This is a genomic window from Adlercreutzia sp. ZJ176, from assembly GCF_011038975.1.
GTDB lineage: Bacteria > Actinomycetota > Coriobacteriia > Coriobacteriales > Eggerthellaceae > CAAEEV01.
This window is the reverse complement of record NZ_JAAKEC010000012.1, coordinates 80,520-93,653: the sequence shown is the minus strand read 5'-3', so window position 1 is coordinate 93,653 and position 13,134 is coordinate 80,520. Positions and strand designations below refer to the sequence as shown.

At 66.0% G+C, this 13,134-nt stretch carries 11 protein-coding genes; 2 read left to right on the top strand and 9 right to left on the bottom strand.

Annotation, left to right across the window (positions count from 1 at the left end):
* Positions 1 to 48: 48 nt before the first annotated feature.
* The 7 genes from G7Y50_RS07930 to G7Y50_RS07895 form a co-directional block, all read right to left on the bottom strand.
* A complete protein-coding gene (locus tag G7Y50_RS07930) occupies positions 49 to 825 on the bottom strand; it encodes a hypothetical protein (protein ID WP_165054314.1) in 777 nt (258 codons plus the stop codon).
* Positions 826 to 1,817: 992 nt separating this feature from the next.
* Positions 1,818 to 2,930 (bottom strand): sulfate/molybdate ABC transporter ATP-binding protein, encoded by a 1,113-nt coding sequence (locus tag G7Y50_RS07925; protein ID WP_165054317.1) that lies wholly within the window; start codon positions 2,928 to 2,930, stop codon positions 1,818 to 1,820.
* A gap of 1 nt (position 2,931) precedes the next feature.
* On the bottom strand, positions 2,932 to 4,404 hold the full coding sequence (gene modB / locus G7Y50_RS07920; RefSeq protein WP_165054339.1) for a molybdate ABC transporter permease subunit: 1,473 nt from the start codon (positions 4,402 to 4,404) through the stop codon (positions 2,932 to 2,934).
* A 129-nt stretch (positions 4,405 to 4,533) separates the two neighbouring features.
* The gene (locus tag G7Y50_RS07915) at positions 4,534 to 5,430 is read right to left on the bottom strand and encodes an extracellular solute-binding protein (RefSeq protein ID WP_165054342.1); all 897 of its coding nucleotides are present in this window, start codon (positions 5,428 to 5,430) and stop codon (positions 4,534 to 4,536) included.
* A 209-nt stretch (positions 5,431 to 5,639) separates the two neighbouring features.
* Positions 5,640 to 7,940, bottom strand: coding sequence for an NAD-dependent DNA ligase LigA (gene ligA / locus G7Y50_RS07910; protein WP_241156491.1), 2,301 nt, complete (start codon positions 7,938 to 7,940; stop codon positions 5,640 to 5,642).
* Between the two features lie 97 nt (positions 7,941 to 8,037).
* Positions 8,038 to 8,745, bottom strand: a complete 708-nt coding sequence (locus G7Y50_RS07900) for an HdeD family acid-resistance protein (RefSeq protein WP_165054345.1) — start codon at positions 8,743 to 8,745, stop codon at positions 8,038 to 8,040.
* Positions 8,746 to 8,937: 192 nt separating this feature from the next.
* Positions 8,938 to 9,825 (bottom strand): NAD(P)H-hydrate dehydratase, encoded by an 888-nt coding sequence (locus G7Y50_RS07895; protein ID WP_165054349.1) that lies wholly within the window; start codon positions 9,823 to 9,825, stop codon positions 8,938 to 8,940.
* Positions 9,826 to 9,915: 90 nt separating this feature from the next.
* On the opposite strand from G7Y50_RS07895, the gene G7Y50_RS07890 reads away from it, so the two are divergent.
* Together G7Y50_RS07890 and G7Y50_RS07885 are read left to right on the top strand one after the other, a co-directional pair.
* A complete protein-coding gene (locus tag G7Y50_RS07890; RefSeq protein ID WP_165054351.1) occupies positions 9,916 to 10,140 on the top strand; it encodes a hypothetical protein in 225 nt (74 codons plus the stop codon).
* A 196-nt stretch (positions 10,141 to 10,336) separates the two neighbouring features.
* Positions 10,337 to 10,555 (top strand): helix-turn-helix domain-containing protein, encoded by a 219-nt coding sequence (locus G7Y50_RS07885; RefSeq protein ID WP_165054354.1) that lies wholly within the window; start codon positions 10,337 to 10,339, stop codon positions 10,553 to 10,555.
* Positions 10,556 to 10,588: 33 nt separating this feature from the next.
* Here the strand turns inward: G7Y50_RS07885 and G7Y50_RS07880 are convergent, their stop codons facing one another.
* Together G7Y50_RS07880 and G7Y50_RS07875 are read right to left on the bottom strand one after the other, a co-directional pair.
* Positions 10,589 to 11,665 carry an NAD-dependent epimerase/dehydratase family protein gene (locus G7Y50_RS07880; RefSeq protein ID WP_165054357.1) on the bottom strand — a complete coding sequence of 359 codons (1,077 nt, stop codon included), beginning with the start codon at positions 11,663 to 11,665 and terminating at the stop codon, positions 10,589 to 10,591.
* Positions 11,666 to 11,740: 75 nt separating this feature from the next.
* Complete coding sequence (locus G7Y50_RS07875; protein ID WP_165054360.1) at positions 11,741 to 13,129, bottom strand: lipopolysaccharide biosynthesis protein; 1,389 nt, start codon at positions 13,127 to 13,129, stop codon at positions 11,741 to 11,743.
* Positions 13,130 to 13,134: the final 5 nt, after the last annotated feature.

The following is a 13,134-nucleotide window of genomic DNA, read 5'->3' as shown; positions in this document are numbered from 1 at the left end:
GCGTGTCACGAATCTGTCATGGCACAGGAGGACAAGGCAAGCGGCACGTCAGATCAGGTGCATGCCTGCTCTCGCGCTCCTGCCGCGGCGTTGGATGTCAGCCAAGCTCGTCCTGAGCGCCAGCTTGCGCGCATCATAGTCATCGAGCGACACCCTCGTGCGAACGCCGAGCCGCCGCGCAATGCTCGAGGCGATCCGATCCGTCTCGCGGAGAGACTTGAGTTCCGCGTTCGTCACCGTCACGACATCGTACCCCAGAGCCTTCAAGTCGTTTCGGCGACGAGAGTCGCGCACGAACCTCTCGTCCCCCGAATGCCACTCGTCGCTTTCGTATTCCAAGGCAAGGCGCGCACCCCTCCAGAGCATGTCAGGGGTGATTGCCTCCCGCCCGATCAGCTTCTTCTGAGGCTCGGTGAGCACGATATGCTCGTTCAGCGCGGGCTTCGGCAGGGCGTATCCGCCCATGCGCAGAGGAAGCGTGAGCATCATGTCGACGTCCGTCTCTCGAGGCGAGGCCGACCTCTCGGAAGCGCGACCGACCAGCAAGCGCATCTCCCGAACGCCGCGCATGCCCGAGGCGCTTTTCGCAAAGCTGCTCACCCGCGACAAATTCGTGATCGGCTGACAACCGCTGAATCCGCGCGCGTCATTCTCGTTAAGCACGTAGCAGCCACACAGCTCGTAGAGCAAGCGAAGGAACTCGATCCTCGTCAGACGCGCCGCCATTCTGAGCGCCAGGTACTCGGGGGAAGCCACGTACACGCCCTCATTGAGCCGGACGAAAGAGCCCGCCGGCAGGACGCCGCCGAAAACCCGATACGACACGTCGCAAGCCCTTCGAACGTCAGACGCACGCGCCACCAAAACGCAAACCGGCTCGTCGGGCACACGAAAATAGTCACACGCCGCCACTATGTCACCTGGGGGCGGTGACCCTTCGGGAACGGCCTTCAGGCGCGCCGGGGCAAACTGGCTGAGCTGCGAACCGCCACTCGCCCTCCAACGCCAAAACCACATCGCTGTGTCGTCTGTGAGCAATATCGCCATGAGGGCACTCTACTCCTCGCGAGCCGCACGACGATGCAGAACTTCTCGGGATAGGATATCCCTATCGAAACCCTGTGCGATTTAGCGCCCCCGCGCAATTCGCAGTCTCCTCCGCACGCTCCGAGGGCCCCCCATACACACGGCTTGCAGACCCCCTCGCAGCCTGCGGATCTCCCTATGCAAAGCTGCGCCCAAGCCCGCGCCCGCGCCCGCGCGATTTTCGGGCATCCCACGTAGCATCGCGTTTCCCCTCGCATGTTTTTGGGCTCTCCATGGGGAGCGTGCAAAAAACTGAAGCAATTTTGGCAGAAATCTTCAGATATTGGTCAATCCAGGTGCTCAAAAAACCGCCCAGAGCCGCCATCGAACACTTCTCGAGAAACGACAGCAACAGCGACCAGGCGTTTTGCGCAAAGACACGCTGTCGCAACCGGTCAAGCAACCCCTAACACCCCACGAAAAGACAAACAACTGCAGATTTCTGCCAAAATCACCCGCGTAATCTGCACGGCCCGCGAAAATGCCGGGAAGAAGCGGCATTGCGAGCCTCAGCGTGCCCTGGCGCATGGGCGGGACCGCGAGGCACGAGAACGCAGGGGTGCGGGGGTGCGGGAGTGCGGGGGTGCTGGAGGGAACGGGAGGGTACGGGAGCCCGCGAAGGTGGGTGCGGAGGGCGAAAGGGAGGCGCAGGCGGGTGGCGAAAGGGCGAACCGCGAGGCGCCAAGCCCGCCACCCGCTTGCCGCCCGCCCGCGCCCCGCCGCCCGGGCGGCTACTTCGTCACCAGGTAGATGCGATCCTTCGGGATGTGGACCCAGACCTCGTCGCCGGCGTCGAGCAGCCGGGCCGGGCTCACGTCCACCTTCCCCACGCGCCAGAACATGTGCTGGTGCAGGTACTTCATCTCGTCCTCGGTGTGCGCCACCGTGGGCACCGCCGACTCGTCGCGGTCGACGAACCCCAAAAGCAGCGTGCGCTCGAAGCGCGAGTCGCTCGCGCGGTCGACGCGCATGCGGTAGTTGTTCTCGCCCGGCCCCTCGGCGCGCTCGACGTAGCGCGCGCGCACGCCGAGGTACTTCACGTCGGCCGGCACCTCCTCGTCGGTGGCCACGTGCACACCCCACTTCGGCAGCCACACGCAGTGGTCGCCCGCGCGCTCGGCCGGCGTGGCGTTCTTGCAGCCCGACAGCTTCAGCGCCGCGGAGGACCGCGGGCGGTTCACCAGGTCGTCGCCGGTGTCGATCTCGAGGATGTGCCCGGACTCCACCACCGCGATGCGATCGCAGAAGCGCAGCGCCTCGTCGATGTCGTGGCTCACGTACAGGATGGTGCCGTCGAACGCGTCGAACAGGCTCACGAGGTTCTGCTCGAGCACGCCCTTGAGGTGCGCGTCGAGCGCCGAGAACGGCTCGTCGAGCATGAGGATGCCCGGGCGCGCCGCGAGCATGCGCGCGAGCGCCACGCGCTGCTGCTGGCCGCCGGAGAGCTGCGCGGGGTAGCGCGCGTCGAAGCCCTCCAGGCCGAAGCGCTTCAGCTCGCTCTGCACGATGGCCGCCGCGTCGGGCTTCGGCACGTCGCGCCCGATGCCCGCCGCCACGTTCTGCGCCACCGTGAGGTTCGGGAACAGCATGTAGTTCTGGAACAAAAGCGCGGTCTTGCGCTGCTGCGGCGTGAGGTTGATCCGCGCCTCGGAGTCGAAGAACACCTGGCCGTTCACCACGATGCGCCCCTCGTCGGGCTTCTCGATGCCCGCGATGCAGCGCATGGTGAGGCTCTTCCCGCAGCCCGACGCGCCCAAGAAGCCGAGCGTCTCCGACCCGGCCTCGATCGACACGTCGAGCATGAAGGACGGGAAGCTCTTCTTGATGCTGACCTCCAGGCTCATGCTAGTCCTCCTCAGCGCGACGGCGGTACTTGGTGGTGCGCGCGCTCCACCAGTTGATGAACAGGATCACCACGAAGCTGAACGCGATGATGACGGCCGTCCAGAACCACGCCACCTCGCCGTTGCCGTTCATCCACTCGAAGTAGATGGCGATGGGGATGGTCCGCGTGACGCCGAGGTAGTTGCCCGCGAGGAACAGCGTGGCGCCGAACTCACCGAGCGCGCGGGCGAACGCGAGCACCGTGCCAGCCGCGATCGAGCTCCACGACAGCGGCAGCATGAGCTTCACGAAGATGCGCGCGTTCGACCAGCCGAGCGTGCGCGCCGCGTCGAGCATGTTGGGGTCGAGGTTCTCGAAGGCCCCGAGCGCGTTGCGGTACATCAGCGGGAACGCCACCACCACGGCCGCGATCACCGTAGCCGGCCAGCTGAAGATGAGCGGGAACCCCACGTCGATGAAGAACTGCCCGAACGGCGTGTTGCGCCCGCACAGCCACAGAAGCACGAAGCCGCACACCGTCGGCGGCAGCACCATGGGAATGGTGAAGACGGAGTCGAGGATGTTCTTGGCGCGGGCGGAGACGTTGAGGCAGAAGTACGCCGCCAGAAGGCCCAGCACGAAGATGATGACGATGGCCACGCCCGTGGTCTTGAGCGTCACCCACAGCGGGCTCCAGTCGAGCGTGGCGAGAAACTCGCCCGCGGCCGCGAGCCCCGTGGCCTCCTGCGCGATGCTCACGTCAGCGGGGCTGGCCAGACGCGCGAAGTCAGCGAAGGAAGGCTTGGCGAAGAGGGGGTTCTCGTTGTCCGTGACGTCAGAGCCGTCGGCGCCGATCACGAACGCGTACACGTTGCCGTCGAACTGCTGGTCGAACTGGAAGCGCACGCCGTCCACGTCGTAAGTTGGCTCCGCGGTGAAGTGCCAGGCGGGGATCTCCGCGAGCTCGAGCGAGCCGGCGGCGTGCTGCGCGTCGAGCGTGACGAAGTAGGACTTGAGGAGCTGCTGATCCTGCTCGTCCGCTACGTCAACGCCGAGCGTCTGCGCGAGGGCGGCCGGCACGTAGGCAACCGCGTAGTCGCGCATCGCCACCACCTGGGCGAAGGCGCCCGCCTCCTGCCCCACCAGGTAGGAGTAGCCGCGGTAGGCGCCGTCGACGGGGCGGTTCGTGCCCTTCTGCGCGCGCGAGAAGTCGCTCATCGCGAAGCTCGCGCCTTGCACGAGGGCCGCGTCGCCCTCCGCGCTCACCTCGACCTCGGCCGCAGCTTCACGCCCGGCCTGTCCGGCCTGCCCGGCCGCGTCCGGCTCGGGCGCCGCAGCCGACCCGTCTGCCGACCGCCCGGCCTGCCCGACTGCGGCCGAGCCCGCAGCGGCAGCCGCCTCGTCGGCGTACGCCAGCATCCCCGCCGGAAGCAATCCCGCCGCCAGCGCCAACGCCAGCGCAAGGCCCGCGATGAACGTTCTTGCGCGCATCATGTCCTTTCCCCTCGTCCCTCAAGCTCACCCATTATATAAGAGAGGATGGACGCGCGCGCCCATCCTCTCTCAATTCAGTATGATCTCATGCGAGAACCACTGAGCCCCGCGGTCAGCTGCGCCAGCTGCCTACGCCAGCTCGAAGCCCCACTCGGCCCAGATCTTGGCAGCCTTCTCGCTGGTCAGGCACCAGTCGAGGAACGCGGCGGCCGCCTCGGCGTTCTTGGAGTCAGCCGTGATGGCGCCCGGGTACACGATCTTCTTGTGCGTGTCGCCCGGCACCTCGCCCACGATCTCGACGCCGCCGAAGCGGTACACGTCGGAGGTGTACACGAAGGCCACGTCGACGTCGCCGGACTCGGCGTGCTTGCACACGTTGCCCACGGAGGTGTCGAGGACGGGGGTGTAGCCCTCGGCGAAGGAGCCGCCCTTGCCGGAGATGTCCTTGCCGGTCTTGCCGGCCTCGTCACCTGCGGGGACGTACACGCCCACCGTGGAGAGCGCCTGGCAGGCGTAGTTGCCGGCCGGGACCGACTCGTCGCCCACGCAGAAGGTGTACTTGCCGTCGGCGATGTCCTGCAGGGTGACGTCCTTGAGGCCCGAGCCCTCCTTCGAGACTATGACCAGGTCGTTCACGAACATGTCAACGCGCGTGGCCTCATCGACGTAGCCCTTGTCCACGGCGGTGTCCATGGAGCCCTTCGAGGCGGTGATGAGCAGGTCGGCGTAGGAGCCGGCGCCGAGCATCTCGTTGAGCTCGCCGGAGCCCTTGTACTGCGTGTCAAGGAAGGTCACGTTGTCATGGCCGTCCTCGACGTAGGCCTTCTGGACGTCCTCCATGGCCTTCGACAGCGAGTTGGCGGCGAACACCTGCAGCTCGACGGGCTCGGCGGCCTGGGTGGCGGCGGAGCTGCTCGCGGAGCTTGCGGAGCTGGCCGCGTTGCTGCTCGAGCAGCCGAACAGGGCGAACGCGCCCACGAGCGACAGCGCGAGCACTGCCGCGGCTATCTTGCGAGTCTTCTTCATGAAACAATCCCTCCTTGACAAAGCAATAGACAAGCGCCTACGCGCTGGCATGTATATTATTCTTACAATAATATATTGTCAATGAAAGATTATTACTTTTTAAGGATGATTGACGCGAGCGGCCGCCCCACCTCGGGAGCGCGGAAGCGGTCACGAGAGCTGCCGGACGGAAGCGGAAGCGAAGAAGCGAGCGCGGAAGCGGACCGTGCCTACCCCACCTCGGGAGCGCGGCCCGTCTCGTAGATCGCAAGCAGCTGGGCCTCGGTGAGCACGGGCACGCCGAGAGCGACGGCCTTGTCGTACTTCGAGCCCGCGGCCTCGCCGGCCACCACGAAGCTCGTCTTCTTCGAAACGCTGCCGCTCACCTTCGCGCCCATCGCCTTCAGGCGCGCGCCGGCCTCGTCGCGCGTGAGGCCGCTCTCCGTGAGCGAGCCCGTGAGCACGAACGTGAGCCCCGCGAGGGTCTGGGGCACTTCCTCGCCGGGCGCCATCGCCTCGTCGGCCATGGTCACGCCCGCCGTGCGCAGCCGCTCGATGACGGCCAAGTTATCAGGCGTGCGCAGAAACACCCACACGCTGTGCGCGATCTTCGGGCCGATGCCCTCGACCTCGGCGAGCTGCTCCTCCGTGGCCTGCGCGAGCGCGTCCATCGACGGGAAGGCCGCCGCAAGCGCCTCGGCCGTGGTCTTGCCCACGTGCCGCATGCCGATGCCGAACAGCACGCGCGCGAACGGGCGCGCCTTGCTCGCGGCGATGGCACCGACGAGCTTCGCCGCCACCGTGTGCCCGAGCCGGATGGGATCGCCGTCCTTGTTCACGCGGCCCATGTCGAGGCTCGCGAGCTCTGCCTCGTCGAGCGTGTAGTAGTCCGCCACATCGGTCACGCGACCCGACTCCACGAGCCGGCTCACGATCTCCTCGCCCATGCCGTCGATGTCGAGCGCGCCGCGGCTCGCCCAGTGCAACAGGCGCTCGAGCGCCTGCGCCGGGCAGTCGATGGAGATGCAGCGGAAGGCCACCTCCCCCTCCTCGCGGATGACGGGGCTTGCGCAGCTCGGGCACGTCGCGGGCATCTCCCACGCCTGCGCGCCGTCCGGGCGCAGCGAGGCCACCGGCCCGAGCACCTCGGGGATCACGTCGCCCGCCTTGCGCACGATCACCGTGTCGCCCACGCGCACGTCCTTGCGGTGCACCTCGTCGAGGTTGTGCAGCGTGGCGCGCGCCACCGTGGAGCCCGCCACCACCACGGGCTCGAGCTCGGCCACGGGCGTGAGCACGCCGGTGCGGCCCACTTGCACGGTGATGTCGCGCAAAAGCGTGGTCTTCTCCTCGGGCGGGAACTTGAACGCGATGGCCCAGCGCGGCGCGCGCGCCGTGAAGCCGAGCGCCTCCTGCTGCGCGAACGAGTTCACTTTCACCACCACGCCGTCGATCTCGTAGGGCAGCTCGTCGCGCCGCTCGACGGCGCGCTCGCAGAACGCGCGCACCTCCTCGCGCGTGGTGCAGCGCGCCACGTCGGGGTTCACGTGGAAGCCCGCCTCGCGCAGCCACTGGAGGAGCTCCCACTGGCCGGGCAGGTTGAGCGCGGCCTCGTCGGCGATGGCGTACATGAAGGTTGACAGGTCGCGCGAGGCCGTGACGTGCGGGTCCTTCTGGCGCAGCGAGCCGGCGGCGGCGTTGCGGGGGTTGGCGAAGGGCGCGCGCCCGTTCGCCTCGGCGGCGGCGTTCAGGGAGTCGAAGCTGGACTTCGGCATGTACACCTCGCCGCGCAGCTCGAGCGGCTCGACGGCGGCGGGGGTGGTCCTGGCGCCGGCTGCGCCAGGGCCGGCAGCAGCTGCGCCGGCGGCGTCGGGGCCGGCGGCAGCTGCGCCGTCGGGGCCGAAGTCGGTCCCGGCATCCCCGCCAGCCCCCGCCCCGCGCATCCCGCGCACGGCCTTGAGCGCGCAGGCGCGCAGGCGCAGCGGCACGTCCTTCACCGTGCGCATGTTGGCCGTCACGTCCTCGCCCGTGGTGCCGTCGCCGCGCGTGGCGGCGCGCACGAGCACCCCGTCGGAGGCGGCGTCGTAGGTGAGCGCGATGGACGAGCCGTCGATCTTGAGCTCGCAGCACAGGGGCGGCAGGCTGCCGTAGGCCTCCACGATGCGGTCCATCCACGCGTCGAGCTCGGCGAGGTCCATGGCGTTGTCGAGCGAGTACATGCGCCGCGCGTGGCGCACGGGCGCGAACTGCTCGCCGACGTAGCCGCCGACGCGCTGCGTGGGGCTCGACGGGTCGACGAGCTCGGGGTGCGCCGCCTCGATCTCGCGCAGCTCGCGCATGAGCGAGTCGAACGCGGCGTCCGAGATCTCGGGCGCGTCGAGCGCGTAGTAGCAGTAGGTGTGGTGCTCGATCTCGCGGCGCAGCGCCTCGGCGCGCGCGGCCGGGTCGGTGGCCGCGGCCGCAAGCGCCTTCTCGTCGAAGAGGCTCTCCTGGTCGCCCGTTCCCCTCATCTGCGCCTGACCGCTGCCCATGATGCACCCTTCCCTTCGCGTGAAAAGAGCCTGGCTCGCATCCGCCCCAGGCTCTCGATTCTCATCTGCGTATGTTATCACGTCGGCGCGCGAAACCTCACACGTAAGGCACGCTCTTCGGCGCGATGAGGCCGAAGGCGGCCATGGTCACGCCGCGCATCGCGAGGAACACGCCGAGGAAGATGGCGAAGGCGACGGGGAGGAAGACGAACATGATCCCGCACAGCACCGACACGATGCCGTTGGCGAGCATGAGGCCCCAGCCCGGGCCCACCTTGCGCAGGCGCACGGCCGACACGATGGCGATGACGCCGTAGCCCACCACGAACGCGCCGGCGACCCACGGGATGACCGCCGCCGTGATGATCGGGTGGAGCAGGAACATCAGGCCGAGCACGAGGTTGCACAGCGCGTTCACGAGCGCCCAGCCCGAATGCTCCATCTTCTTGCGGAAGCGCACGTAGGCGACCATGTCGAACACGCCCGCGATCAGCATCATCACGCCCACGAACGCGGCGATCGTCACCAGCGTGAGGCCCGGCCAGAAAGCCACGATGAGGCCCGCGATGAAGAGCGCGACGCCCGAGAAGAACAACCCCCAGTCGCGCTTGCCCTTGGTGCCGTGACCACCCGAGCCCGAGCCGCCCGAGCCGGGATGACGGCCCGCCGCGCGGCGGCTCGCCGAGCCCCGAGAGCCAGAGCCCCCGTCCGGCGCCGCTGCGTACCTGCGGTGCGCGGCAGCCTCCTCGCGCACGCCGCCTGCCGCAGCCTGTCCCTGAGAACCGTTTGCAACCGTTGCACTCATGCCAGCACGCTCCTTCCAAAACACCCGCATCATCCTCGAAAGCCCTTAAAAGCCACTATCGTCATTGTGACCCAACCGAAGGGCCGCGAGCGCGAGAGAATGTGAAAAGCGGGTAAAAAAGTACCCGCCCGCAACCTGCTGGTTGCCGGGCGGTTGCGGGGCGGCGCGCCTCAGTCGAGGCCCCGTCCCGCCTCAGCCGACGCCATGCACCGCCTGAGGGATCGCCTCGATCACGTCCTCGGGGGTCACGCATATGTCGGTGAGCTCCGCGGCGGCAGCGCGCCCCGCCTCGGCGTGCAGCGTCACGCCGAGCACGCAGGCGTCGAGGGCGCCCAGCCCCTGCGCGAGCAGCGCCCCCACCATGCCCGCGAGCACGTCCCCCGTGCCCGCCTTCGCAAGCGCCGGCGTGCCCTGGCGCACGGCCACGACCTGCGCGCCATCGGACACGAACGTGTCGGGGCCCTTGAGCGCGACCACGCAGCGCCAGGCTCGCGCGAGCGCTCGCACGAGCGCAGCGGGCTCGAGCGCCCGGTCCACCTGCGCCGCGCGCGCCAGGCGCGCCGCCTCTCCCCCGTGCGGCGTCATCACGAGCGCACGCGCGTGCTGCGCGCGCACGTGCGCCGCCGCAAGCCCCGCTTCGGTCGAAAGGATCGAGAGCGCCCCGCCGTCGACGAGCACGGGAGCCGCTACCTGCGCGACCGCGCGCAGCACGAGGTCGGCCTCAGCGGCACCGGAAGCGTCGAAGCCCGGCCCGACCACGCAGGCGCATGGATGCCCCTCACGTGGCGCGATCTCGCCGAATCCGTCCCAACTGTCCCACGAACGTACCACTAACGAAGGACGGCTCGCACGCACCGCGCCCACGCTCTCCGGCGCGCACGCCACCTCCACGTACCCCGCGCCCATGCGCTGGGCGGCCACAGCCGCCAGAGACGCCGCACCCGAATATAACGCCGAACCTGCCACCAGCGTGAGCTTCCCGCGTGTATACTTGTTAACATCACGAGCCGGCCATGGCAGAAGCGCCGCCAAGCGCCCGCCGTCATATTCGGAAACCTTGAAGACCCCCGAAGCGCTCATCGCATCTCCCTTCTCCCCGTCTTCATGCGCCGATGGTACCACAGCATTACCAGGCAGAAGCAAAGTCAACCATGAGAGCGAGGCCAAGCCATGACCCTCAGCGAGACGCCCCATCTGCACGTCATCGACCGCATCAGCGCCACACGCGACGACCTCGAGGGCCTCGCCGCCCTCGCCCTGTCGCTCGGGGCGAGCGACATGCACGCGCCCGAGGCCGTGAGCTTCATCGCGCGCACGCTCGAGCGCTGCGTGATCGAACTCGACAGCATCAAAGACGCGCTCAGCGACGGCGGCGGGATAGCGTCGCATCCTTGAGCATGCGTGACAGCGGGGTAAGCCCCCTTGTCAACGCCCCTTTACACTCACAGCCTGCTTACTGCTCCACGCCCCGGCCCATCAGCCCCAAACCACGTACCGCACACCGTCTGCTCCGCACCAAAGCCCGTGTATACGGTAAAATGTTGTACGTAGTCCGTTGTTATATATATAACAAACACCCTAATCTGCCTGCATGTCTAGTTCTCTGCAAATACAAGTGGGCCTCCGCATCAAGGATCTGCGGGAGGCCGAAGGCGTCAGCCAGGAGACCTTTGCGCTCCGAATCGGCATGGATCGCTCCTACCTCGCCTCCATCGAGACGGGCCGGCGCAACCTCACGCTGCAGAACCTCGCCAAGATCGCGCAAGGCTTCGGCATGACCCTCTCCCAATTCCTCGAGGGAATCGAGTGACGCCCTGAGCGACCGAGCCGCCCCTCAATGCGATCACCTTCCGCATCGATCCAATGCAGGCAGCCTTCTGACGACGTAGCGAGCCAGGCCGTTCACGCCGACATGCGACCTGATCAACGGCGGGATCGACGGCACTCCTCCTGTCAGGCGATCCATTCGCGCGTTATCGCCATAACGAGGCTGCATGCCTGCGCCAGATTCGAGAAACCCTGAGACGGCCGACGCAAGGCCCTTCTTGGGATCGACCAAGTCCTCCTGCCTGAGGTCAGCGGCCTCAAGAACCTTCGAGTTGTCGATGATGCGGTCAAACATCCGGTCGTACCTAATCTGATATATGTCGCCCTTGGCCTTTTCGAACACGTCAAGAGGACATATCTCAAGATCGAAGGGAATTGCGCGCTGATACTCCTCGGCCACTTCCCTCCAGCTAATGTGCGAAGCTGTTGCAGCCGTATACGCCTCCCCCAAAGATCGCTCTTTGCCGAGAATTCGCTCAATCATCAGAGCGACGTCGCCGCCCCACGTCATTGTGGCTCGCCTGTCAAGCATTTCTTCTGGAAAGGGAACGGGGATACCCTGCAGCGCCCGCCACAACCATACGCTTGACGCGAGAACCCCCAGGTCAAAGCGACCAGACTCATCGTATGCGATCGAAGGCCGCACGATCGTCCATGCCCTGCTTGCCTGAGAGAAAAGAACGTTCTCACAACGAGCCTTCTCGAGGGCGTAGTCATCTGTCGCCAGAAACCCCTCGTCGTTTGACGAGTCAAGCAGGCGAGGGCTGCTTTCCGCGATAACAGAAGCGTCATCGTAAACGCGATATGTCGAGATGAATACATATTGTCTGGTTGACTCCAAGAAGAGGTCAGCCTTGGACATGAAATCCCCCACGGGCCACACCATGAAGTCAACGACAGCATCCCAGCCTCGAGTGAGAAGCCCCTCCAAGAACCGAGTTTCCCTGGCATTTCCCTGGATGTAGCTGAGGTTTGAACGGTTCGACGAGCGAGCTCGCCTGCTAGTCACCACAACTTCATGTCCGGCCTCCGACAGCGATCGAGCCAGATTGCGCCCAATCGCGCCCGTGCCTCCCAGCAAAAGAACCCGCATATCAGCCTTCCTGCATTGTCTCGCCCATCTGCTGCCGAAGCATCCAAGCCGCTTTGTCCGTCGTGTGCCGCAACGCTAGCGACGATGCGCTTTGCGCCAAAGGAGCCCCGCAAACTCCCTGCTATAGAGCAACGCCGCAACGATGCAGACCGGCAGCAGCGCCGCCGAGCCGAGCGCGCCTAGATGAGGAACGCACAGCGCAAGGGCTATGCAGCCCGCAAGCCCTGGCAGAAGAGACTTCCACTCTATGCTTATTCGAAAGTAGCGCTTGCTCTGGCGCACCCTCACGAGCCATAAAGACGCCTGCCCCAGGAGCATCCCGATCGTCACGCCGTAGAGACCAATGACGTTAATCGTCGCCAGCCCGAAGCCACAGCTCACAATTGAGCCAAACACCGTCGTCGACGCTGCGCCCTTGGTGTCCTTGCCGCAGAAATAACCCGTTCCGAAAAACCCCGAGAATGCGTTAAACACGCCGCTGAGATACAGAAAGCCCATGTATCTGTTCGCATCCGCATACTCCGCGCAAAGGGCGAGATCGATGAAGAGCGCTGTTGCCGGCACCAGAACGAACACGAGGGACGTCATGGCCTTGCTGTAAAGGCTGAAGATCTTGGAGAAGTAGACATCCCTGTCTGCCGAGCTGAGCTCACCCACCGCCTGCTCCGTCCACGCCTGCTGGAATATACCAGAGATGGTGGTCAGAGCGGCTGGAAACCGGGAGGCTATTGCGAACACCCCGTTTGCCGACGCGCCGAGGGCGCCGACCACAAGGACCCTGGAGAAGCCGTTTATGAGCCACCAGCACAGCGTGTTGGGCAGAAGAAACGCGGAGTACCTGAGCATATTGCGGAGAAGGGCGGAATCCCGGCCCTTCAAGGAAAGCGGGAGCTCTCTATGTTGAGAAAAGAGCATGAGGGCGCTCGCCGCGCAGTTTCCCACCAAGATGCCAAGGAGCATCCCCCGATACCCGAAGCCGAGCAAAATGACGAAAAGCAGGCTCGACGAGCACATGGCGACGGAGTAAACGACGCCCTGGGCGGCAAAGAGCTTGTTGTTGTGCAGGCCCCTGGTTGCGAACTGGAGACCAAGGTAGCAAACGCCCGTCACCACGAGAGAATACATGAGCCCCGCATCCGCGAACCGAAAGACCAGCCACGTCCCCCAATAGACCACCGTGAAAACAGACAGCAGCGCAAGAAACAGCACAGACCAGCTCGCGAAGACCTTGCGTCGATCCGCATCCTTGTCCAAAAGCCATCGGAACAGAGCCTCGGGCACGGCAAGAACCGCCACGGGCTTGAGCACCTCGAGCAATGTGTACAAAAGGTCGTAAGTGCCAATTCCCGCCTGATCGATGTAGTACGTGCAGAACGGCAGCAGCAGCAGGACGAGAACCTTTGACCCCACGTTGCCCACGGCGAAGATCGCCGCGTTCTTGGCCAAGGCGCCTTCCCTGCTCATGCCGC